This is a genomic window from Streptomyces sp. NPDC047453, assembly GCF_040643155.1.
Lineage (GTDB): Bacteria > Actinomycetota > Actinomycetes > Streptomycetales > Streptomycetaceae > Streptomyces.
The window spans coordinates 1-22,110 of the sequence record NZ_JBEYTS010000092.1 but is presented as its reverse complement, the minus strand read 5'-3'; the positions used below and the strand labels follow the sequence as shown (position 1 = coordinate 22,110).

19 protein-coding genes and 5 pseudogenes are annotated in these 22,110 nt (G+C 69.2%); 9 read left to right on the top strand and 15 right to left on the bottom strand.

The features are described 5' to 3' along the window. The 3 genes and pseudogenes from ABZ818_RS38195 to ABZ818_RS38185 all read right to left on the bottom strand — a co-directional run. Positions 1 to 377 (bottom strand): annotated as a pseudogene (locus tag ABZ818_RS38195) (hypothetical protein); the annotation flags it as partial. A 253-nt stretch (positions 378 to 630) separates the two neighbouring features. Continuing rightward, a complete protein-coding gene (locus ABZ818_RS38190) occupies positions 631 to 1,683 on the bottom strand; it encodes an acyl-CoA desaturase (RefSeq protein ID WP_361425520.1) in 1,053 nt (350 codons plus the stop codon). Between the two features lie 38 nt (positions 1,684 to 1,721). Then, positions 1,722 to 2,783: a ferredoxin reductase gene (locus tag ABZ818_RS38185; RefSeq protein ID WP_361425529.1), complete on the bottom strand. Its 1,062-nt coding sequence runs from the start codon at positions 2,781 to 2,783 to the stop codon at positions 1,722 to 1,724. Between the two features lie 158 nt (positions 2,784 to 2,941). Here ABZ818_RS38185 and ABZ818_RS38180 point away from each other — a divergent pair, with 158 nt between their 5' ends. After that, positions 2,942 to 3,358: a group II intron maturase-specific domain-containing protein gene (locus tag ABZ818_RS38180; RefSeq protein ID WP_361425518.1), complete on the top strand. Its 417-nt coding sequence runs from the start codon at positions 2,942 to 2,944 to the stop codon at positions 3,356 to 3,358. Between the two features lie 15 nt (positions 3,359 to 3,373). Here the strand turns inward: ABZ818_RS38180 and ABZ818_RS38175 are convergent, their stop codons facing one another. After that, positions 3,374 to 4,210 (bottom strand): recombinase family protein, encoded by an 837-nt coding sequence (locus ABZ818_RS38175; RefSeq protein WP_361425515.1) that lies wholly within the window; start codon positions 4,208 to 4,210, stop codon positions 3,374 to 3,376. Between the two features lie 568 nt (positions 4,211 to 4,778). On the opposite strand from ABZ818_RS38175, the gene ABZ818_RS38170 reads away from it, so the two are divergent. From ABZ818_RS38170 to ABZ818_RS38155, 4 genes and pseudogenes are all read left to right on the top strand, one after another. Beyond that, positions 4,779 to 7,286: a DUF4118 domain-containing protein gene (locus tag ABZ818_RS38170; protein ID WP_361425526.1), complete on the top strand. Its 2,508-nt coding sequence runs from the start codon at positions 4,779 to 4,781 to the stop codon at positions 7,284 to 7,286. 207 nt (positions 7,287 to 7,493) lie between these two features. Then, positions 7,494 to 8,102 (top strand): annotated as a pseudogene (locus ABZ818_RS38165) (sensor histidine kinase KdpD); the annotation flags it as partial. 272 nt (positions 8,103 to 8,374) lie between these two features. Next, positions 8,375 to 8,443, top strand: a pseudogene (locus ABZ818_RS38160) (hypothetical protein); the annotation flags it as partial. 33 nt (positions 8,444 to 8,476) lie between these two features. Further along, positions 8,477 to 9,346, top strand: a complete 870-nt coding sequence (locus tag ABZ818_RS38155; protein ID WP_361425523.1) for a DUF4118 domain-containing protein — start codon at positions 8,477 to 8,479, stop codon at positions 9,344 to 9,346. Between the two features lie 34 nt (positions 9,347 to 9,380). Here ABZ818_RS38155 and ABZ818_RS38150 read toward each other — a convergent pair whose 3' ends face one another. The 6 genes from ABZ818_RS38150 to kdpF all read right to left on the bottom strand — a co-directional run bounded on the left by ABZ818_RS38150 (position 9,381) and on the right by kdpF (position 15,197). Next, positions 9,381 to 9,800, bottom strand: coding sequence for a DUF3592 domain-containing protein (locus tag ABZ818_RS38150; protein WP_361425512.1), 420 nt, complete (start codon positions 9,798 to 9,800; stop codon positions 9,381 to 9,383). Beyond that, entirely contained in the window at positions 9,797 to 10,501 is a 705-nt protein-coding gene (locus tag ABZ818_RS38145) for a response regulator transcription factor (RefSeq protein WP_361425509.1), read from the bottom strand. The genes ABZ818_RS38150 and ABZ818_RS38145 overlap by 4 nt, the downstream gene beginning before the upstream one ends. A gap of 115 nt (positions 10,502 to 10,616) precedes the next feature. Then, the gene (gene kdpC / locus ABZ818_RS38140; protein ID WP_361425506.1) at positions 10,617 to 11,252 is read right to left on the bottom strand and encodes a potassium-transporting ATPase subunit KdpC; all 636 of its coding nucleotides are present in this window, start codon (positions 11,250 to 11,252) and stop codon (positions 10,617 to 10,619) included. Positions 11,253 to 11,273: 21 nt separating this feature from the next. After that, positions 11,274 to 13,406, bottom strand: a complete 2,133-nt coding sequence (gene kdpB / locus ABZ818_RS38135; protein ID WP_361425503.1) for a potassium-transporting ATPase subunit KdpB — start codon at positions 13,404 to 13,406, stop codon at positions 11,274 to 11,276. Further along, positions 13,406 to 15,070, bottom strand: a complete 1,665-nt coding sequence (gene kdpA / locus ABZ818_RS38130; RefSeq protein ID WP_361425500.1) for a potassium-transporting ATPase subunit KdpA — start codon at positions 15,068 to 15,070, stop codon at positions 13,406 to 13,408. Before kdpA ends, kdpB begins: the two co-directional genes overlap by 1 nt. A 37-nt stretch (positions 15,071 to 15,107) precedes the next feature. After that, the gene (gene kdpF, locus ABZ818_RS38125; RefSeq protein ID WP_351236030.1) at positions 15,108 to 15,197 is read right to left on the bottom strand and encodes a K(+)-transporting ATPase subunit F; all 90 of its coding nucleotides are present in this window, start codon (positions 15,195 to 15,197) and stop codon (positions 15,108 to 15,110) included. Positions 15,198 to 15,501: 304 nt separating this feature from the next. Between kdpF and ABZ818_RS38120 the strand changes: the two genes are divergently transcribed. Beyond that, positions 15,502 to 15,678: a hypothetical protein gene (locus tag ABZ818_RS38120; RefSeq protein ID WP_361425496.1), complete on the top strand. Its 177-nt coding sequence runs from the start codon at positions 15,502 to 15,504 to the stop codon at positions 15,676 to 15,678. A gap of 101 nt (positions 15,679 to 15,779) precedes the next feature. On the opposite strand, the gene ABZ818_RS38115 is transcribed toward ABZ818_RS38120, so the two are convergent. The 3 genes from ABZ818_RS38115 to ABZ818_RS38105 all read right to left on the bottom strand — a co-directional run bounded on the left by ABZ818_RS38115 (position 15,780) and on the right by ABZ818_RS38105 (position 17,200). After that, positions 15,780 to 16,565: a Ku protein gene (locus ABZ818_RS38115; RefSeq protein ID WP_361425493.1), complete on the bottom strand. Its 786-nt coding sequence runs from the start codon at positions 16,563 to 16,565 to the stop codon at positions 15,780 to 15,782. Positions 16,566 to 16,697: 132 nt separating this feature from the next. Continuing rightward, positions 16,698 to 16,943 (bottom strand): type II toxin-antitoxin system RelE/ParE family toxin, encoded by a 246-nt coding sequence (locus tag ABZ818_RS38110; RefSeq protein WP_361425490.1) that lies wholly within the window; start codon positions 16,941 to 16,943, stop codon positions 16,698 to 16,700. Next, complete coding sequence (locus ABZ818_RS38105; RefSeq protein ID WP_361425487.1) at positions 16,940 to 17,200, bottom strand: type II toxin-antitoxin system Phd/YefM family antitoxin; 261 nt, start codon at positions 17,198 to 17,200, stop codon at positions 16,940 to 16,942. Before ABZ818_RS38105 ends, ABZ818_RS38110 begins: the two co-directional genes overlap by 4 nt. Positions 17,201 to 17,322: 122 nt before the next feature. On the opposite strand from ABZ818_RS38105, the pseudogene ABZ818_RS38100 reads away from it, so the two are divergent. The 3 genes and pseudogenes from ABZ818_RS38100 to istB form a co-directional block, all read left to right on the top strand. Next, positions 17,323 to 18,459: pseudogene (locus tag ABZ818_RS38100) on the top strand (helix-turn-helix transcriptional regulator); the annotation flags it as partial. 199 nt (positions 18,460 to 18,658) lie between these two features. Further along, on the top strand, positions 18,659 to 19,534 hold the full coding sequence (locus ABZ818_RS38095; protein WP_361425484.1) for a hypothetical protein: 876 nt from the start codon (positions 18,659 to 18,661) through the stop codon (positions 19,532 to 19,534). After that, positions 19,531 to 20,327 (top strand): annotated as a pseudogene (istB, locus tag ABZ818_RS38090) (IS21-like element helper ATPase IstB). Before ABZ818_RS38095 ends, istB begins: the two are co-directional and overlap by 4 nt. A 2-nt stretch (positions 20,328 to 20,329) precedes the next feature. On the opposite strand, the gene ABZ818_RS38085 reads toward istB, so the two are convergent. After that, positions 20,330 to 21,115 carry a GNAT family N-acetyltransferase gene (locus ABZ818_RS38085; RefSeq protein WP_361425481.1) on the bottom strand — a complete coding sequence of 262 codons (786 nt, stop codon included), beginning with the start codon at positions 21,113 to 21,115 and terminating at the stop codon, positions 20,330 to 20,332. A 512-nt stretch (positions 21,116 to 21,627) separates the two neighbouring features. Then, positions 21,628 to 21,870: a DUF5302 domain-containing protein gene (locus ABZ818_RS38080; RefSeq protein WP_361425478.1), complete on the bottom strand. Its 243-nt coding sequence runs from the start codon at positions 21,868 to 21,870 to the stop codon at positions 21,628 to 21,630. Between the last annotated feature and the right edge of the window lie 240 nt (positions 21,871 to 22,110).

Sequence of the window (22,110 nt, the reverse complement as noted above, 5' to 3'; positions counted from 1 at the left end):
GCTGCGGCCGTGTACTCGTCCTCGGCGGCCCTCAGCAGCCGGCGCTCATCGGCCAGCCCCCTACCGCGCACGATCTCCGTCATGGCCGACACCCCTGCCTGAAGCGGAAGTACGCTCGCCCGCACGGCGCCGTGGGTCACCACCCACATCAGCTGCTCTGCGGCCGACAGCAGCCCACGGGGCGGGCGCATTTCGCGCATCCGGGCCTCGATGCGCCCAAGGTGGTACTGCGCCTCGGTCGCCTGGCTTTCGAGCCGTAGCCGGTCGGTGCCCGGCGGCGTGATGGCCGCATTCATCCGGAATCGGTCGACGACCGCCGCGTGGGCGTCACGGGCGTCTTCCAGTGCCGGTATCAGCACATCCGTCTTCGCTGACATGTGGTGCTCCTGAACTCGGGGCGGCATGGCTGCCGCGCACGACGAAGAGCGCCCGCCGTCCGCGTCGGCCGGGCAACCACACCCCATCCTGCGGAAGGTTGCCGAAGATCGCCTGGCGAGCCAGTCACCGAGTACGCCCCTTAGCTGCTCAGGTGTGCTGTGGTGCTGGTCAGGCCTCTGAAGGAGCGAAGGTCAACCGAGGCCCTCTGTATGGAACGAGGTTCGCAGTAGCGGCCGACTGGTGCCCGGGGCGTCACGGGAGTGCCATGCGCCAGATGCGGGCCCAGGTGGACGTGTACTGCCGCAGCAGCGGCCCGGTGGTGTACGGGATGCCGTACTTCTCGAACAGCTCGCGCACCCGGGGGGCGATCTGGGCGTAGCGGTTGCTGGGCAGGTCGGGAAAGAGGTGGTGCTCGATCTGGTGGCTGAGGTTGCCGGTGAGGAGGTGCAGGAGGGGGCCGCCGTCGATGTTCGCGGAGCCAAGTGCCTGCCGTACGTACCATTCGCCACGTGACTCGCCCTCGATCTCGTCCTCGGTGAAGGACTCCGCGCCGGCGGGGAAGTGGCCGCAGAAGATGACGGTGTGCGCCCAGATGTTGCGGGTCACATTGGCGGTGAGGTTGCCGAGCAGGCAGGGAAGTGCGGACGGGCCGGCCAGCAGAGGGAAGAGGACGTAGTCCTTGGTGAACTGCCGTGCCGCCTTCCGGACCACACCTGTGACGTCGCCCAGGAACGCACGCACAGACTTGCGGCCCTGAAGGACCGCCTCGTGCTCCAGGTCGTACAGGGCGATGGCCCACTCGAAGACCGGTGCCAGCAGCGGCCCGCCGTACAGGGGCTGCAGGAGATGGGCGGGGTGCCAGGGCTGGTCCTTGCTCATCCGCATGATCACGTAGCCGAGGTCGCGGTCGCGGCCCACTACGTTGGTCCAGGTGTGGTGCAGGTCGTTGTGGGTGTGCTTCCAGGCGGCGGCTGGGGTGGGGAAGTCCCACTCCCAGGTGGTGGAGTGGATGGCCGGGTCGCGCATCCAGTCCCACTGTCCGTGCAGGATGTTGTGCCCCAGCTCCATGTTCTCCAGGATCTTGGCGGTGGTCAGCATCGCCGTTCCGGTCAGCCAGGCAGGTGGCAGGAGGGATACCGCCAGGGCCACCCGGCCGCCGGCCTCCAGGATGCGGTGCACGGCGACAAGGCGGCGGATGTACCGGGCGTCTTCGACGCCGCGTTCCGCGAGAACGTCGGCGCGGATACGGTCCAGTTCCAGCGCGAAGGCGTCGGCGTCGGACGGCGCGAAAGCAAGCGCGGCCACTAATCTTTTCCTTTCCGACAGGTTCGGCAGGTCGTCATCTAGAGGTTGATGTGCACAGGTCCGCAGGCGGCCGACACGCAGGTCTGGATCAGGTCGCCGGGCTCGCCGTGGACGTCGCCGGTTCGCAGATCGCGGACCCTGCCGGCGGACAGCGGACTGACGCAGCTGTGGCAGATGCCCACGCGACAGCCGCTCGGCATGGCCACACCCGCCGCCTCGCCGATGTCCAGCAGAGGTGTGGTGGGGTCTGCGTCCGCCTCGACACCGCTCCGGGTGAAGCGCACCCGGCCCCCTGTGATGCCGGGTCCGTCGCTTGGGACGGCAGGTGACGGCGGCCGGAACCGCTCCAGACGTAGCCGATGCCGGGCATCCGCATCGCGCCAGACCCGTTCGGCGAAGGCCAGCAGACTTTCCGGCCCGCACGCCCATGTATCTCGCTTGGGCCAGTCGGGGCACAAGCGGTCCAGGCGGGCCGGATGCAGCCGTTCCTCCGTGCGGGTGTGGTGTTCATGCAGCGTGAACCAGCTTTCGTGGGCGGCCATGTCCTGCAACTCCCTGCCGAAGACCACCTGGTCGGCGTCGGGTGCGCAGTGCACCAGCACGGTGTCAGGGCGGCGGCCCGCGCGGCCGGCGAGCGCGCGCAGCATGGACATGGCAGGGGTGATGCCGATACCACCGGTAAGGAACAGCAGGCGCGCGGGCATCGGGTCGGGCAGCACGAACGCCCCCTGTGCAGGTCCGAGGCGCAGAGTCTCCCCCGGTCGGGCCCGGTGGGCCAGGTACGACGACACCCGCCCGCCTGGGACCGCCCGTACGGTGATCGAGAAACGGCCGGTGCCGTCCGGCGGGGTCGTGATCGAGTACGTCCGCCAGTGCAGCACGCCATCGATGCCCACTCCCACCGGCACGTACTGACCGGCGGCACGATGCGCCGCGCAGCCGCGCCCCGCGCGCACCACGAGCGTCGTCGCGTCCGCCGTCTCCGGCTGGACCGCCTCCACCCGGCCCATGGGCCACCGGGACGACCACAGCGGATCGACAACCGCCAGAAAGTCGTCCGGCAGCAGCGGTGTGCTGAGCCTGCCGACACCCAGCCACATGGGCCGCGCCAGACTCCGGAGTACGCCGACCACTCCGCCTCTCCCTTCCGCGTCCCTCTCCGGTCACCCACGCTTCCGTGAAGGGGAAGAACCGGCAAGGCGGGTTACTCCTCACGTACTCGCTCCGGTTCCCAGGCGCCCTGGTCCTCTCGTTACCGATGAACGCGGCCACCTCGGCCGGCGTCCGCGTGGTCACTTCACCCAGAGGAGTAGGGTCGGCCCGGGGCGCGGTGCTGGCCTTGCGACCAGCCCGTTTCCCCGGGCCGCCCTCCGCACCCGCCGTGCCCGTTCAGAATCAGAGTCTGGCCACCCTCTTGGAGGGCCTGAACCGGACCCTGACCGGGTGGGCGACCTACTTCCGCCACGGCGCGGCGAAGCGGACCTTCAATGCGGTCGACCACCACGTGTGGCACCGCGTCGCGATCTGGCTCCGCCGCAAACACGGCATCCCCAGCGCTACCGCTACCGCGGAGCCCGCATTCCAACTCCGTGGACCATCGGATTGGCAGCCGACGACGGCTGACACCGGGCAAGACACCGGCCTTGGGGAACATCGGTACAGCGGTTATCGGTGAGAATGATCTTGCTGGCTACTCGTCCTCAGAGCGCTGGTGGACCTGTGCCTGAAGGCGTTCTCGGAGATCTGCTTCCTCAGGCGTCAGCGGGTCGTCGGGGCGCCGGATGCGGACGGGCGCGGGCCTGACCGGCAGGCCGTCGTCCGCGGCAGCCTGCTCGGCTGCGGTGAACGCCCGGTAGAGGGAGGCGACGGACGGGGACTTGCCCGCGTTCTTCCCGGTCTTGATGGTGAGCTTCTTCGCGATGTCGGGAACGGGGACGCCCTTGTCCTTCAGCGCGAGGGCGAAGGTGAGCATGTCGTCGTCGATGACCTTCGGCCGTCCGCCATGGTTGCCCTTGGATGCGGCGATGGCCTGGCCTTCGAGGGTCTTCTCCCGGATGTAGTTGCGCTCGATCTGCCCGGCGACGGCAAGCACGGCGAAGAACATCGCGCCCATGCCGTTGGGGTCGTAGATGCCGGTGAGCGGGCCGGTGAGGAGTTCGAGCTGGATGCCGCCGGCCTGGAGCTCGGCGGACAGCGTCATCAGCTCGGCGGCATTGCGGGCGAGGCGCTTGAGTTCGTGGACGGTGAAGATGACGGGCGTCTCGGGGGCGGCCTCCTTGAACTGGTGGGCCAGCGTGAGCGCCTTCTCCAGCTCGGGCCGGACCTTGACGCGGGTGCTGATCTGCTCGTGGAAGATCTTGTGGCATTCCGCCGGGCGGAGGGCTTCCAGCTGGCTCGCCAGCTCCTGCCGGGCGGTCGACGTCCTCGCATACCCCATCCGCACCGGCTGCTCGGTACGCGGCGCCGGGACCACGGCGAGCGCGGAGCCCTGTCTCCACGCCCGGCCGGGGCCGCGGTCGGCAGGCACCGGCACTTCGAGTTCCTCGCGCAGCGCGGGTACGAGAATGAAACGCGGGGTGTGGTACTTCGCGGCCGTCTTCCCGCCCCGAGTGCGGCAGGCGCTGCCGGCGGGCGCGTGACAGTTCGGGCAGTCGCGACGTTCTACCGCTAATGCGGCCTGATCGGGCGTCAAATTCACGGCGGCAGTCTCTCAGAAATGCTTCGCACAACATGCCGATTTCGAGAGGACTTTCGCGAACGGTGACCTGGGGAAACGTGATCGCTTCCGGGGCTCCTGCAGAACTCTCGCATCTGTTCCATTTATGAGAATCACCGTGCGCGACGACCGTGACGCTCAGCTACATGCCTGTTGGCGGCAGCAATGCGAGCGTCAGACTGATCAGCACGGCGCCGACACGGCAGCCTACGTCTCAGAGCCAGCTCCGGACGGCCGTACCTGCCCCTTGCAAGCTGCCCGCGTTCTGGGTCGGCCTTCGTGGCACTCGCGCCCAGGCGGTCGCAGTATGGGCAGTGGATCAGCTGCCGGATGCGACCGGTGGCCGGGCTGCCGTGGGACCGGGGCAGGGAGGTGGTCGGTGGTGGCTCGTGGGCGTCTGCGGGTGTACCTGGGAGCGGCCCCCGGGGTGGGCAAGACGTACGCCATGCTGGCCGAGGGGCAGCGTCGCAGGGGGCGCGGTACCGATGTGGTGATCGGTCTGGTGGAGCCGTACGGCCGTCGGCTGACGTTGGAGATGGCCGAGGGGCTGGAGCTGGTGCCGCGTCGGACTATGGTGTATCGGGGCCTTGAGTTCACGGAGATGGATCTGGACGCGGTGCTGTCGCGCCGGCCGCAGGTCGCTCTTGTCGACGAACTGGCGCATACCAATGTTCCTGGCTGCCGTAACGAGAAGCGCTGGCAGGACGTCGAGGAGCTGCTGGACGCGGGGATCGACGTGGTGAGCACGCTCAACATCCAGCACCTGCTGTCGCTGGCGGACGTGGTGGAGGAGATCACCGGGGTCAGGCAGGCGGAGACGATCCCGGACGAGGTGGTGCGGCGCGCCGAGCAGGTGGAGCTGGTCGACATGACGCCCGAGGCGCTCAGGCGCCGTATGGTTCACGGCAATGTCTATCCGCCGGATCGCGTCGAGGTGGCTCTCACCCATTACTTCCGGCCGGGCAACCTCACCGCGCTGCGGGAGCTGGCGTTGCTGTGGGTGGCGGATCGGGTCGAGGAGGGGCTGCAGCGCTACCGCGCGGAGCACGGCATCGTCGCGCCTTGGGAGACGAAGGAGCGGATCGTCGTCGCGCTGTCCGGCAAGCGGGGCGAGGAGGCGCTGATCCGGCGTGCGGTGCGGATCGCGGGCCGGATCCCGGGCAGTGAGCTGCTGGCGGTGCACGTGGCGCGCGATGACGGCCGGGTGGGCGCCGATCCGGTGGTGCTGGCCGGGCACCGGGCCTTGGTGGAGTCACTGGGTAGCAGCTACCACCAGGTGATGGATGCGGACGTCGCCCAGGCGCTGTTGCAGTTCGCGCGTGCGGAGAACGCCACGCAGATCGTGCTGGGCGGGGCGTACGGTCCGCTGCACGAGGTGCTGGGTGACCGCGTGGTGGCCCAGGTGACCCGGCAGGCGGGTGGCCTCGACGTGCACGTCCTGACGCACGGGCGCAGGGAGCGGGCCAAGGCGTCGGCTCTGCCTCCGCTGACGGGTGGTCTCGGCCGGGGCCGGTTCTGGTGGGGGCTGGTGCTGGCGGCGGTACTGCTGCCCGTCCTGACCGTGACGCTGACCGCCGTACGGGGGTTCGGGCTGGCCGGTGAGCTGCTGGTGTACCTGATGGCTGTGGTGGGCGTCGCGGTGGTGGGTGGCCTGTATCCGGCTCTGGTCGCTGCGCTGGGGGCCGGTGCGCTGGCCAACTACTTCTTCGTACAGCCGATCCACTCGCTCACCGTGGCACGCGTCGGCGATGCATCCGTCCTGGTGGTGTTCGTGGCCGTGGCCATCGTGGTCAGTTTGGCCGTCGAACGGTCGGCCCGGCGGGCTCGTCGCCACGCGCGGGCTTCGGCGGAGGCGGGGGCCCTTGCGGATCTGGCGACGTCGGCGCTGCGCGACCGGGACGATCTGCCGGCCTTGCTGGAACGCGTCCGTACGACCTTCGGCCTTGAGGCGATCAGCCTGCTCCAGCGGAACGGCTCGGACAGCCGACGGTGGTTTGTTACCGCCAGTTCGGGGCCCCGCTCGCCCGAGCGACCGGAGCAGGCGGACACGGAGGTGTCGGTGACGGACGAGCTGATGCTGGCCGCGCGCGGCCGGCCTCTCGATGCGGCCGACCGGCGCCTTCTGCACGGCTGCGCCGCTCAGGTGGCGGCGACCTGGGAAAGCCGACGCAGTCGCCAGCAGGCCGAGGCCCTGAGCGAGCGTGCCGTCTCCGACCGGCGCCGTGCTGAGGCACTGCAGGCTGCCGCGAGCGACCTGGAGGCGGAGGTCGCGGCGGCACAAGGGGCGCTGGAGCGGCTGCGGGAGCGTCGGACGCCCGCGACCGCCGCGCAGTGGGCCGCGCTGTGTGATCGGTCCCAGCAGGCCGTCCGCCGGATCGGGGCGCTCGTCGGCGACGTGCTGGACCTGAGTCGGGCGCACGCCGGGGCCCTGGATGTGCATCTGCGACCGGTCGACATGGATGAGGTCATGGCGGTCGCGCTCGGTGACCTCGGGCCGGGCGGGCACATCCTGACGCTGGAGATGACCGAGGATCTCCCGGACGTGATCGCGGATGCCACGGTGCTCACCCGGGTGGTGACCGATCTGGCGGCCCATGCGCTGCGCCGCAGCCCCGACGGCGAGCCGCCCGCCGTGGCCGTAGGGACGGCTGACGGCCGGGTCGAGATCCGGCTGGCCGATCACGGTCCCCTCGACGTCGAAGCGAGGGAGGCTGTCGGTGCCCTGGTTCCGGTCACCGGTCTGGTGCCGCGTCTGTGTGCGGACCTCGCGCAGATGATTGGTGGTGAACTGCGGTGGGAGGCCACGGCCGGGGGCGGTCTGACCGCTGTGCTGAGCCTGCCCGCGGCTGCCGAGAGCGGAAACGCGGCGCGTCGTGCGGCGGACTGAGTTCTGGTACGTCTGAGCCGTCGTCGGCACCACCTCCCGCCCGTGGGCCCGGCAGCCAACGGTACGAAGGTCGCCGCCCATGTCCTTCTCCAGGGCCGCCGCTTTCGGGCCGTCGGTCTCGGCGCAGGTCGTCAGGGTGAGCACCGCGGGTGTTGCATATGCTCGAGGTGAACGCGTTTGGAGTCAGGCTTCCTGGCAGTGACGGTCATGCGCGGTCGGTTGCACCTGTATCTGGGCACGGCCCCTGGGGTCGGCAAGACGTGCGCGTTGCTGGCGGAAGGCCGCCGCCTCGCTGAGCTGGGCAACAACGTCGTGGTGGGACTGGCCGAGACCCACGATCGCCAGGACACCGCAGCCGGTCTGGACGACCTGAAGGTCATTCCCCGCAAGCCGGTCGCCCACCACGGCGCCAGGTTCGGTGAAATGGACGTGCAGGCGATCCTCGCGCGTCACCCCCAGACCGTTCTGGTCGACGAACTCGCCCACACCAATGCACCGGGCAGCCGCCACGACAAGAGGTGGCAGGACGTCGAGGAACTGCTGGACGCGGGAGTGGACGTGGTCTCCGCGCTGAACGTCCAGCATCTGCAGAGCCTCAGCGATCAAGTGGAGGAACTCACCGGCGTGCCCGTCCACGAAACGGTTCCCGACGCAGTCGCCGCCGCGGCCGACCAAGTGGATGTCATCGACCTGGACCCCGAAGCCCTGCGCCGCCGACTGACCCGGATCTACCCGCCCGACAGGGCCGAATGGGCGCTGGCCGGGTTCTTCCGTCCAGGCAACATCACGGTACTGCGCGAGCTCGCGGATCAGTGGATCCGTGATCACATCCACGACCACGCCACCGGCCCGGGCAGCGCGGTCGTCCGACGCGGCTCGCGGATCGTCGCCGCGCTGACGGGCGAGGCGGAGGGCGAGCGAGTCCTCCACCGGGCCGCCCAACTGGCCACCGGCACAGGGGCCGAACTCGTCGGCGTCCACGTCCGCAACCCCAGTGGCCTGAAGGAGCCCGACCCGCCCTGGCTGAGCGGCCAGCGCCGGCTGCTCGCCGAACTCGGGGGCGGTAAGTCCAGGTCGCCGGCGAGGACGTGGCCCGGACGATCCTCGACTTCACGCGCGCGGAACACGCGAGCCAGCTCGTCCTGGGCGCCAGCCGCCGCAGTCACGGCTACCAGATGCTGTACGGCTCCGTGATCAACCGAGTCGTCCGGGCGGCCGGACCGGTAGAGGTCCACGTCATCCCGCCGCACAGGCCGTCCAAGTACCCGCTGACCGCCCGGCTGCCCCGCCTCGTCCGCCGCACGCACCGGGGCCGGGCGCCCCTGTCGGCCCGACGCACCGCGATCGGCTGGGCGCTGTCGGTGCTCGCCCCTCTGGTGGTGACGGCGCTGCTGCTTCCCGCCCGAGGCAGTCTCGGTCTGGCGGGAGCACTGCTGTGCACGCTCCTCACCGTCGTTCTCGCGGCCGTCGTCGGTGGTCTCGGGCCGGCCGCCCTGGCGACGGTGACAGGTTTCCTGGCCGCCGACTTCCTCTACACCCGCCCTTACTACAGCCTGCGCGTCGACCGGCTGATCGATCTCGTCGGCCTGTTCGTCTTCGCCGTCGTCGGCGTCACTGTCGGCCTCCTCGTCGACAGCCTGGCCAGACGGGCACTCCAGGTGACCCGCGCGCAGGTGGAAGCCGAAAGTCTCGCTCGCCTGGTGGCCGACGTGCTCGCAGCCGGGGCGATGGCATCCGCCGACCTCGTCGACGCCCTGCGCCGCACCTTCGATCTGGAGGGTGTCGCACTCCTGCGGCAGACAGACAGCGGATGGGAGTCCGAAGCGGCGGCAGGCCTCTCCCCACCGGAGACCCCCGAAGACGCACCCTTCACCGCCGCTGTGGCCGGTGGCCGGATCCTGGCGCTGGCAGGCGGCCGTCTCAGCGCCGAGGACGCCCGGCTTCTGCGGGCGTTCACCAGCCGGCTCCGCATCGACCAGGGGACGTGGCAACTGGAGCATATCGGCGGCGATCATGAGGATCAGCACGAGCACAGCCAGGACGGTGAAGCCGCTCTGTAAGTGGCGAAGCGCCCGTGGGGATGCTGAGCACGGGCTACGGCGCTGCGAGGCTGACCAGGACCAGTGCGAGCAGGAGTATGAGCGTTCCGGCGGCGATGAACCCGTAGTCCAGCAAGCGCCGTTCGCGGTTGTAGACGACGATGCTGCCTGGGTCGGCCGGGTCGTAGCTGATCAGCAGTGTGTCGCCGTCGTGCAATGGCCGTCGTCGTGTCGGCGGTACGGGACTGCCGATCTCCACCACTTGGCCGGTCTCTGTGCTGAACTGGAGCAGTGGGCGTGGCGACGGGGAATCCTCGCCACGCGCTCCGGGGTTGGGCTTGACCAGCGCCCAGGCCCTGAGGCCGGTCCGCTCGATCCTGCGGGCCTGGCGCAGGCCGGTGAGTCCGGCGAGCGCCATCACGCAACCGCCGCAGGCGGCGAAGACCGCTATGACGATCGTGTCTGCCGCGCTCACCGCGCCTTGTCTCCGCTAGGTTCGAAGCGGTAGCCCACGCGGGGCTCGGTGATCAGGTAGCGCGGATGCGCCGGGTCGGGCTCGAGTTTGTGGCGCAGGCCCGAGATGTTGATGCGCAGGTAGTTGGAGTGCTCGTCGTGCCCCGGTCCCCAGATGTCGCGCAGCAGTTGATGGCCGGTGACCAGCCGTCCCGGATAGCGCAACAGCGTGGCGAGCAGTTGCCATTCCTTGGGCGTGAGGTGGACGGTCTCGCCGCGCCCCGAGTCGCTCACCACCGTGCAGGCGGTCAGGTCGACGGCGTAGTCGCCGACGGTGACCGTCCGAGGTCCGCCACCACGGTCCGTACGCCGCAGCACGGCACGCAACCGGGCCAGCAGCTCCTCCATGGCGAACGGCTTGGCCACGTAGTCGTCGGCGCCCGCGTCCAGCGCGCCGACGACGTCGGCGGGTGCGGCGTGCTCCGACAGCGCGATGACGGGCACGGACGACCAGGACCGCAGGCCCGTGATGACGTCGGTGCTGTCGGCGTCCGGCAGGTCGAGGTCAACGATGACCGCATCCGGCGGCTTGCTGGAGGCCAGGCGCAGGGCGCTGGCTCCGTCAGATGCGGTGACGACGGCGTAGCTTTGCGCGGTCAGACTGACGTCCAGGGCGCGCAACAGCTGCGGCTCGTGGTCGACGACCAGCACGTGTCGCGTCATCTCCGTCCCTCTCCCTGCGCTGGACGACGCCCCCACGCCAGGAGTGCCGCAGCCCGGTCGGGCGAGGGGGAGCTCGCGGGACCGGACCGCGTGACGCATGGTGCGCGGTGCATGTTCATCGTTGCTGCAACGCGGCCAGATCGTGGTTGAGCCGGACGACGTTGACGCTGTCCTGACCCAGGAAACCCAGCTGGCGGCCACTGACGTGCGCCGCGACGAGCTTGCGGACCGCGGCCGGGTCCAGCCCGCGGGCCTTCGCCACCCGGTTCACCTGCTCGTAGGCGTAGGCGGGTGAGATGTCAGGGTCGAGCCCGGAGCCGGAGGCGGTGACCGCGTCGACGGGAACGCTGCTCGGCCGAACGCCGTCGAACGCGGCCACCGCGGCCCGGCGCTGGGCGATCGTCTTGATCAGCGTGGCGTTGTTGGGGCCCAGGTTGGAGGCGCCGGAGCTGGTCGGGTCGTAGCCGGCCTTCCCCGCCGCGGACGGGCGTGGCTGGAACCACTTGGGGTCGGGTGCCGGCGTGGTCTGGCCTTTGCGCAGCGGGAGGTTGAAGTTCTGGCCGATGAGGGCGGAGGCAACTGGACGTCCGCTGTCCTTGATCATGGATCCGTTGGCCTGGTGCGGGAAGAGGCCCTGGGCGATGCCGGTGACGGCCAGCGGATAGGCGATGCCCAGGATCACGGTGAACACCAGCAGCATGCGCAGCGCCGCCAGGTGGTGGCGGACCACGTGGGCGAGGGAGCCGAGCACGAGGATCGCCCTCCTTGTCGGTCAGTGCAGTCCGGGGACGAACTGGATGATCAGGTCGATGACCTTGATGCCGAGGAACGGCAGCACCAGGCCGCCGAGACCGTAGATCCAGATGTTGCGGCTGAGCAACGCCGCCGCGGAGGAGGGCCGGTAGCGGACACCGCGCAGGGCCAGCGGGATCAGCGCGATGATGATCAGCGCGTTGAAGATGATCGCCGAGGCGATTGCCGAGGTCGGGCTGTGCAGGCCCATGATGTTGAGATGGTGCAGCCCCGGGTAGACGCTCGCGAACATCGCGGGGATGATCGCGAAGTACTTCGCGATGTCGTTGGCGATGGAGAAGGTGGTCAACGAACCCCGGGTGATCAGGAGCTGTTTGCCGATCTCGACGATCTCGATGAGCTTGGTCGGGTTGGAGTCGAGGTCGACCATGTTGCCGGCTTCCTTGGCGGCCGAGGTGCCGGTGTTCATCGCCACCCCGACATCCGCCTGGGCCAGGGCGGGGGCGTCGTTGGTGCCGTCGCCGGTCATCGCGACCAGCTTGCCGCCGGCCTGCTCCCGCTTGATCAGCGCCATCTTGTCCTCGGGCGTGGCCTCGGCGAGGAAGTCGTCCACGCCCGCCTCCTCGGCGATCGCCTTGGCGGTGAGCGGGTTGTCACCGGTGATCATCACCGTGCGGATGCCCATGCGGCGCAGTTCGTCGAAGCGCTCGCGCATGCCGTGCTTGACCACGTCCTTGAGGTGGATGACACCGAGGATCCGGGCGCTCTCGACACCTGCCTGCCGCACCACCTCGCCGACGACCAGAGGCGTGCCGCCGGTGGCGGAGATGCCGTCGACCAGCGGGCCGACCTCGTCGGTGGGGTGGCCGCCGTGGTCGCGGACCCAGCGCATGACCGCGGTGGCCGCGCCCTTGCGCAGCGAGCGGTTGTCCAGCGTGCCGTTGAGGTCCACCCCCGACATCCGGGTCTGCGCGGTGAACGGGACGAACTCGGCATGTGCCAGCTCGCCTTCGGTCCTTGCGCGCAGCGCGTGACGTTCCTTGGCGAGGACCACGATCGAGCGGCCCTCGGGCGTTTCGTCGGCGATCGAGGACAACTGGGCAGCGTCCGCCAGTGTCTCCAGGTCGATGCCGCTGACCGGCAGGAACTCAGCGGCCTGCCGGTTGCCCAGGGTGATGGTGCCCGTCTTGTCCAGCAACAGGGTGTTGACGTCGCCCGCGGCCTCCACGGCGCGTCCGGACATGGCCAGCACATTGCGCTGCACCAGCCGGTCCATGCCCGCGATGCCGATCGCGGAGAGCAGCGCGCCGATCGTGGTCGGGATCAAAGCGACGACCAGTGCCACGAGGATGACGATGGACTGCTCGGCGCCGGCGAAGATGGCGAACGGCTGCAGGGTCACCACGGCGACCATGAAGATAATGGTCAGCGAGGCCAGGACGATGTTGAGCGCGATCTCGTTCGGTGTCTTCTGCCGGTCCGCGCCCTCCACCAGCGCGATCATCCGGTCGATGAAGGTCTCGCCGGGTTTCGAGGTGATCCGCACCACGATGCGGTCGGAGAGCACCTTCGTCCCGCCCGTCACGGCCGAGCGGTCACCGCCCGATTCACGGATAACCGGAGCCGACTCACCCGTGATCGCGGACTCGTCCACGCTCGCGATGCCCTCCACCACATCGCCGTCACCAGGGATGACCTCGCCGGCCTCGACCACGACCAGGTCACCGAGTCGGAGCTCGGTGCCCGCAATCTCCTCGGTGACCTCCGGTGCGCCAGGTTGCCGGGCATGGAGGACACGGCGGGCCATAGTGTCCTTCTTCGTCCGGCGCAGTGTCTCCGCCTGTGCCTTGCCGCGTCCCTCCGCCACCGCCTCCGAGAGGTTGGCGAAGGCCACGGTCAGCCAGAGCCAGCCGATGATCACCCAGGCGAAAACACTCGGGTCCTTGATCGCAGACAGGGTGGTCAGCGCCGCGCCGACCTCGACCACGAACATCACGGGGTTCTTGACCATCAGGCGCGGGTCGAGCTTGCGCAGCGCTCCGGGGACGGAGGCGAGAAGCAGCTTGGGCTCCAGCATCCCCGCGGAGATCCGAGGCGGTGCGGCCCCCGGAGGGCCCTTCGGTGCCTTGGCTTCCAAGGTGGTGGTGGGCATCAGTGCAACCCTTCGGCGAGCGGCCCCAGCGCGAGCGCGGGCAGGTAGGTGAGGCCGACGACGATGAGGATCACGGCGGACAGCAGGCCGACGAACTGCGGCCGGTGGGTGGGCAGCGTGCCCGCCGTGGTCGGCACCGGCTGCTGCTGGGCGAGCGATCCGGCCAGCGCCAGCACGAACACCATCGGCAGGAAGCGGCCCAGGAGCATCGCGAGCCCGAGCGCGGTGTTGTACCAGACGGTGTTGGCGCTCAGCCCGGCGAACGCGGAGCCGTTGTTGTTGGCGGCCGAGGTGAAGGCATAGAGCACTTCGGAGAACCCGTGCGGGCCGTGGTTGAGCATCGCCGCCCGCTCACCCGGCAAGGCCATCGCGATGCCGGTGCCGACCAGCACGATTGCCGGGGTGGTGAGGATGTACAGCGAGGCGTACTTCATCTCCCGGCCGCGCAGCTTCTTGCCCAGGTACTCGGGCGTGCGGCCGACCATGAGCCCGGCGACGAAGACCGCCACGATGGCCAGGATCAAGATCCCGTACAGACCGGACCCGGTGCCGCCGGGCGCGATCTCGCCGAGCATCATGTTGAAGATCGTCAGGCCGCCGCCGCCCGGCGTGTACGAGTCGTGGAAGGAGTTGACCGCACCGCAGGACGTCAGGGTCGTGGACACGGCGAACAGGGCCGAAGCCCAGATCCCGAAGCGCTGCTCCTTGCCCTCCATCATCCCGCCGGCCGCGTGTCCGGCCGAACTGCTCACGCTGTGCAGCTCGTTGGCGGTGAGGATGCCCACCGACACGGCCCAGATCAGCGCCATTACGGCGACGATGGCGTAGCCCTGCCGCTTGTCACGGACCATCGTGCCGAAGGTGCGCGGCAGCGAAAAGCCGATCACCAGCAGCAGGTAGATCTCCAGCCAGTTGGTGAACGGATTGGGGTTCTCGAAGGGGTGGGCGGAGTTGGCGTTGTAGAACCCGCCGCCGTTGGTGCCCAGCTCCTTGATGACCTCCTGGGAGGCGACCGGGCCGCCGGGGATGGACTGATGCTCCCCGGCGATGGTGGTGATCGACTGGAAGCCGTGGAAGTTCTCGATCGTGCCCGCGGCGACCAGAACGACCGCCATGACCAGCGAGATCGGCAGCAGTATCCGCAGCACGATCCTGGTGAGGTCCTGCCAGAAGTTGCCGACCCGGTCGGTCTTCTTGCGGGTGAACCCGCGGATCAGGGCCGCGACCACGGCGATCCCGACTGCCGCCGAGACGAAGTTCTGCACCGCCAGGCCCGCCATCTGCACCAGATGGCCCATGGCCGACTCGCCCGAGTACGCCTGCCAGTTGGTGTTGGTGACGAAGGAGGCGGCGGTGTTGAAGGACAAGTCGGGAGCCACCGGCTTCATGCCGAGGGAGAGCAGCAGATGGTTCTGCAGCCGCAGGAAGCCGTAGAGGAACAGCACCGAAACCAAGGAGAACGCCAGCACGCTGCGCAGATAGCCCGGCCACGTCTGCTCGGCGTCCGCGTGCACGCCGCCGACCCGGTAAACCAGGCGCTCCGCCCGCCAGTGACGGGGGGAGGTCAGGACATGGGCCGTGTAGTCGCCGAACGGGCGGAAGGTCAGGGCCAGCGCACCCACTAGGGCGATGATCTGCAACCAGCCCTCGAGAGTGGCGTTCATGGAGAACCTCTCCGGCTACGGACCATGAGGAACGCAGCTAGAACTTCTCGGGGAAGATCAGGCACAGGACCAGGTAGATCACCAGGCAGACGGCGACGACCAGGCCGACGATGTTGTCCAGGCTCACAGTCGGCTCACTCCCTTGGCGATCAGACCGATCAGGGCGAACGCGGCGATGGCTAGGACGATGAATCCAAGATCCGACATGTGCGACACCCTCGTAGCGACGATGGGAAGGGAATGCTCGCCTGCGACGTGACAATGTGGGCGCAGGGAAATCGGTGGAAACCGGCTCATTCAGAACAGTTCTGCGCCAATTGCTCGGCAAGTCTCATTAGCGGCTTTGTGATGCCGTCGGGCGTTTATTTGATGATTTCTTGACGCATGAACCCCTGAGGCTGACCCGCGGTCCACCGTATGGCGCTCGCCGGGTGTCCCGGGCGGGAGACGTCCTGCTGGAGCCGGTCCGCCGTCATCTGCACCTCCACGCCCTGGTACCGGTCACCGTGCATGAGTCGACGCTGAGGGAACAAGCCGTGGCGCTGGGTGCGGTGCGCCATTCCCTGGACGTTGCGGAGGAGCGGATGCAGGAAACGCCCCAGGGCTGAGCAGGCTCGGCCGTAGCGAACTCGATGGCCGGCCTGGCAGGGAGGTCCGGCCACCAGCGGCACCGTCGCTGCCCCGACGCCGTCGGCGCTGGCGCTGCTGGTCAGCCTGGCGTGCGACCCTGGTCGGCGGCTTTGCGCAGGCTCTCCTCCAGCGCGGCCATCAAGTCCACCGCCGGCTCGGGCTCGGCGGACTGCACCAGTTGGCCTCCGGATTCCTTCGCCGCCACCAGTTGCTGCAGTGCTGCGGCGTAGTCGTCGTGCAGCTCGGCGAGGTCGACGTCGGGCATCTGGGTCATCAGCAGGGAGGCGAGCTCCAGTTCTTGGCCGGTCACCGGCGTGGTCGATGCGATGTTCCCGGGTTCGCGGACTTCTTCGGGCCACAAAAGTGTCTGGACGACCAGTGTGTCCCGGCGCGGCCAGACTGCTGCCAGGCGTTCCCTGGTGCGCAGCGTCACCTTGGCCACGGCCGCGCGCTCGGCCCGGGTCAGCGCGGCCACCAGCAGTGCGTACGGCCGCTGCCCGGCCTGCCCGTGCGGGGCGGCGTAGTAGGCGCGCGAGAACAGGATCGGGTCCAGGCCGTCGACGGGGACGAATCCGAGGACGTCGATGACGTGCTTGCTGGGCAGCGGCAGGGCCTGGAGATCTCCTTCTTCGAGCACCACCGTGTGCCCGTCGGGGGTTTCGTATCCTTTCGCGATCTCCCGGTTGTCGACCTCGCGGCGCTCGGCTTGGCATACGCGCCGGTGCCGGATGCGGGAGCCGTCCGCGGCGTGCACCTCGTGCAGATCCACGCCGTGTCGTCGTGTCGCCGGGAACAGCTGCACCGGCAGGCTGACCAGGCCGAACGTGATCCAGCCTGTCCACATCGCCTGCGTCGGCACTTCCACGTCTCCAGCCTCCACCGCAGCATCCACTGGTGCACCTTCGAGCGCATCCCACGCGTTGCCGGGCAAGGAAGGCGCACATGAGGGGTACGGGGCCAGCACCTCTCGGCAACACCTGGCTGCCGTCGTTCCCGGTCAGCGCACGCGACCGAGGTGGATCACGCTGACGCGTACCTGCTGGTCGCTGATCTCGTACATCACGCGGTAGGCGCCGATGTGGATGCGCAGCAGGTCGGCGCTGCCGAACGCGCCGTCGGGGCGGGGGTTGTCGGCGAGGCGGTCGACAGCGTTGAACACCTGCCGTACCCCGTCGGGGTGGTCCTTGGCGAACCGCTCCGCCTGGGCGAGGGCCTCGGGCTCCCAGATGACCTCGTAGCTCACGCCTCAGCTCCGCCGAACACACGACGGTACGCCTCGTCGTGCGGGACGCCGGCGTCCTCGCCGCGGGCCTGGCGGGCGCGGTAGGCGGCCAGGGCGCGCAGCTCCTGCAGTTCCAGGGCGTCGGCGGGGCTGACGAGTACGGCGACGGTCTGGCCGTGGTCGGTGATGGCGACCGGTTCACGGGTGGCGCTGACCTCGCGCGCGATGGCGCCCAGGCGGGCGCGGGCTTCCACGATCGAGTAGGTCGTCTCCGTCATGCACACCACTTTACGGAAGTGTGCACCTCCCAGCCATCGAACACGCTCCGTACGCGATCCGTACGGTAAAAGTGCACGATGGGTACGGTTCATGGGATAGGCTGGTGGTCAGGAGGTGTTCCATGTCCGAGTTGTTCGACGCGGTCGACGCGCTGGTCGCATCCCGCTCTCCGCTGCCGCCCGCGGAGGAGCGCAAGCGGCTGCGTCAGGCGCACGGCCTGACGCTGGACGAAGTCGCCGCCGCGCTGAAGGTGCGCCGGGCCACGGTGTCCGGCTGGGAGTCGATCAAGAAGCCGACCGAGCCGCGCGGTCCGGAGCGCGAGGCATACGCCCGGCTGCTCAAGCAGCTCGCGGAGCTCTACCCCGCACCCACGACTGCGCCGGAGTCGACGGCCGCGCCGGTGCAGGCCACGTTCACCGGCACGCCCGCCCCGGCAGAACAGGCTCTGTCCGCAGGCCCAGCCTCCGAGGCTGCGGCCATGACTGCACACGAGAACACTCAGACCGCCCCCGCTCCCGCCGCTGCTCCGCAGGCCGCGCCGCGTCCGGCGCGCACCACCAGGAGTACGTCGACGTCGCGCCGCCCGGGCGCGAAGAAGGCGGCCCCGGCCGGCACCCCGGCAGGCGGCACCGACCCGCGCTTCGAGAACGGACCGCTCGCAGTCGTCGACGTCGAGGACGGGCAGGTGCTGGCGTACTGCCCCGGCGGCCTGGTCCTGGACGTGCCCGCCAAGAGCATCCCGGCCTTGGTGGAGTGGACACTCAAAGAGGCTCGTCTCGGGCAGCCGAAGCTGTCCGGGCCGGGCAAGGACGCCGACCCGCTGCTCGTACTCACCGAGGCCGCGCTGGAGCGTTACGGCCTCCCGGCCGCGCTCACGGATGAGGAGCGGCTCGCCGGGCGGATCCCGGAGGGCCACAAGGTCATCAAGCAGCTGGCCCGCGCCGACTGGAAGCTGACCAAGCGCGGGTTCGGGCCGTGGGCGCGGATCTACCGCCCCGCGCAAGGCTCGGAGCGGGCCTGCGTCCAGCTGTGCATCCCGTCGTGGCACGCGCTGGACACCCGGCACTGGGGCGAGGCCGGGCAGCTCCCGCCGGCCGAACTCGCCCGCGTCCTGGGTGTGTACGCGTCCCGGGTGATGACGCCGCGCGGATCGACCGCGGTGACCGGCCTGGAGCTGATGACCGCGCTGCATCCGGCGACCCGCGCCTCCGAGCCCGACGCCGACGGCAAGCGGCACTCCGAGCACAACCCCGGCTCTCGAATGACCTCTCCCGGTATCGCCGACGCTGGAAGCAAGCTCTGAACCGCCGTCTCAGTCCAAGCAAACTTCGCTCCTGAACCCGTGGGTTCGTCACGACGGCCCTTCAGAATTCGAGAACTCGCGGAGGTTCGGCATCGAGAGCTTCTACTGCCGGCCGGGCATCGAGGGCGCCCACGAGAAGGGCGGCGTCGAAGGGATGATCGGCTACTTCCGCCGCAACCACTTCGTCCCCGTCCCCGAGGTCTCCTCGCTCGCCGAGCTGAACGAGATGGTCGAGCGGTGGGACCGGCAGGACGACGCACGCCGCATCGGTGCCCGGTCCAAGACCGTCGCCGAGTGCTTCGCGCTCGAGCGGCCGCTGCTGATGCCCCTGCCCGAGGAGCCGTTCGAGACGGGCCGGCTGTTCACCCCGCGGGTCGACCGCTACGGTCAGATCCCGGTCCGCACCAATCGCTACTCGGTGCCGATCCGGCTGATCGGCAAGCGGGTGCGGGTCGTCCTGCACGCTTCTCACCTGGTGGTTTACGACCAGAACGTGGAAGTGGCCCGGCACGAGAGGCTGATCGCCAAGGGGGCCGTCCGCCTGGAGTTGGATCATTACCTGGAGGTCCTGGTCCGCAAGCCCGGCGCGTTTCCCGGCTCCACCGCCCTCGAACAGGCTCGCTCGGCGGGCAGGTTCACCCCGGTCCACGACGCCTGGTGGGCTCAGGCCCAGAAGGTCCACGGCGAGCGGGACGGCACCCGGGCCCTGATCGAGGTCCTGCTGCTGGGCCGGCACCTGCCGCATGAGCACATCGTCGCCGGCGTGGCCGCGGCCCTGCGGGCCGGGGCGATGACCGCTGACGCCGTCGCGCTGGAGGCCCGCAAGGCCGCCCAGGCCGAGACCGAACCCGCCCCGGCAGGCCAACTGTTGTCCGGCAAGCCGCCGGCGAACGTGACGTCCCTGCACGAGTGGAAGCTGTCCCATCTCCCGCCGGACACCAGGCCACTGCCGTCGGTGACCCCCTATGACCAGTTGCTCCGACGTCGTCGCGCCAGCGGCGGTGACCACCGAGAGGGAGAAGCACAGTGACCCTGCCCCGCCAGCGCGGCTTGACCGAGCAGGCCGCCGACGCCGCCATCGACACCGCCTGCCGCATGCTGCGGCTGCCGTCGATCCGCAACGAGTTCCCCGAGATCGCCGACCGGGCGATGAAGGACCAGATGACCTACCGCGGCTTCCTCGCCGAGCTGCTGATGGCCGAGTGCGACGACCGGGCCCGCCGCCGCTCGGAGAGGCGGATCAAGGCAGCCGGCTTCCCGCGGGAGAAGTCGCTGCGGACCTTCGACTTCGACGCCAACCCCAACATCGACCCGGCCACGATCCACACCCTGGCCAGCTGCGAGTGGATCAAGAAGAGTCAGCCGCTCTGCCTGATCGGCGACTCCGGCACCGGTAAGTCCCACATGCTCATCGCGCTGGGCACCGAGGCCGCTATGAAGGGCTACCGCGTCCGCTACACGCTCGCCACGAAGCTGGTGAACGAGCTGGTCGAGGCCGCCGACGAGAAGCAGCTGAACAAGACCATCGCCCGCTACGGCCGCGTTGACCTTCTCTGCATCGACGAGCTCGGCTACATGGAACTCGACCGCCACGGCGCCGAACTGCTGTTCCAGGTTCTGACCGAGCGCGAGGAGAAGAACAGCGTCGCCATCGCCTCCAACGAGTCGTTCGGAGGCTGGACCAAGACGTTCACAGACCCCCGCCTTTGCGCGGCCTCGTCGACCGCCTGACCTTCAACGGCACCATCATCGAGACCGGCACCGACTCCTACCGCCTGGCCAGTACCCGGGCGCGAGCCGAGGAGCCGGCGAAGGCCGGCTGAGCTCAGGGCGACCAGACATACGGTGTCGTCGTGGTGACTGCGTGCAGGCCAAGGCGGGTGAGGATCGGGGCGCTGTCGGCTGAGGCGTCGACGTAGACGTAGGGGACATCGCGGGCAGCAGCGAGTTGGGCTCGGTGGGCGACCATGGCCCGGTAGATGCCCTGTCCGCGCCATTCCGTGAGCGTTGAGCCGCCCCAGAGGCCGCCGAAGTCGACGCCGTCATTGAACACCAGCCAGGCGGCGCAGACGACTTCGGTGCGTGCCTCGGCGACGAGGACGATGGTGTTCTCTGGGGCGTTCTCGATCCGGGCGGCCAGGTCGTCGGCGAGCCAACTCCAGTCCTCGCCCCAGACGGTGCTCTCCATAGCGGCGATGTGCTGGAGGTCTGATCTGGCGGTGACACGGCGGAGGGTCACGCCGTCGGGCAGGACGGGGTCGGCGGCAAGGTCTGCGGACTGCCCGATGAGCACAGTCTCGCTGTCCTCGGCGACGAAGCCGGCCGCGGTGAGTCGGTCGGTGAGGTCGGCGGGGAGATCGTGAGCGCGAGTCTTCCATTCGACCGCCTCACCACGGGCAGCGTAAAAGTCACGCTGCCGCGCTATGAGCGTGTCGAGTTCTGCCCCGCACACACCGAGGTCGCGTGGGCCTGTGACGAAGCCACGGTGCCAACCGACGACACGGGTCAACGGGCCGTCCTTCTCGACGCGGGCGCTGCCGCCAGGCGGGGTGACACCACGGAGTTGGGCGTCATACGCGGTGCGGAGTTCGTCGATCAGAGTGTCCTTCACTCGAACACCGTACGGGCCGGGTCAAGTGATTAAACGCCGGTCGAAACCGCGCGAACATCAAGGGCTGCACTCTCTCACCCGGCCACCGGAGATCAGAAACAGGCACTGACCTCTGCCGCTACCTGCCTCGACGGCCAGCCGCCCTTCGGGCGGCTGGCCGTCCCCACGTTCGCATCCACGCAGTGCCGTCATTTCTCATCCACATTCCAGAGCCGGTTGATCACCAACTGCCTCCGGAAACCGTCGACAAACGCTGTCCTTGGAGATCAACGAAGCCACCTGCTCTTCTCAGGGAAGGCCCGGGGCTGAGGCTGCTCACGCCAATGTGCGCAGCACGTCCTGGTGATCAGAATCCGCTGCCTTGCCGACTGACCAGCAGTGGGACAGGTCAAACTCCGGTGAGACCGGCCCGAACACGGCCTCGTCGTCCATGCTCGCCGCCATCTCCAACAATCACCGGCATGGCGGCCGGGCCGTGCCCGGCCGAGTCCCATCCGGCGGCCGGTTTGAACTCAGCCACCGCTCTTTCGTCGAAACGAGCGCTGGCTCGCAGCCGGACCGCGCGTGCCGCGGGCCTTCGACGCATCGGTGTTCGCAGCGAGGGCGGCGGCCTTCGCCTGCATGCCGCGCTTACGCGCCAGGGCCTCCCGAAACTTGCCCTTCAAGTCATACTGGCCGTCATCGTCGGGCGCCAGGGCAGGGCTTTCGGCGCCAGCCGGCTCCGAACCTTCTTGCGACGCAGACTCTGCAGTCATGGTGATCTCCTGGGTTCGCGCAGTGGGAAGCACAGCTTGTCATGCTGGGCGCCACGAGGGGCGCCCGCGTCCGGCGTCGCCGCTGCCGGCGGCGCGTGGCTGTCACGCTTCGCCCGTCTGCCGTACCGCAGTGAGCCAGAGTGCCGGTCAGACATCCCATGCCGTTGTGGTGTCAAGTGGCGGCCGAGAGGGTCGCGTGGTGTGACCACGCGGTGGATTCGTCGTAGGGAGTGCGCGTCT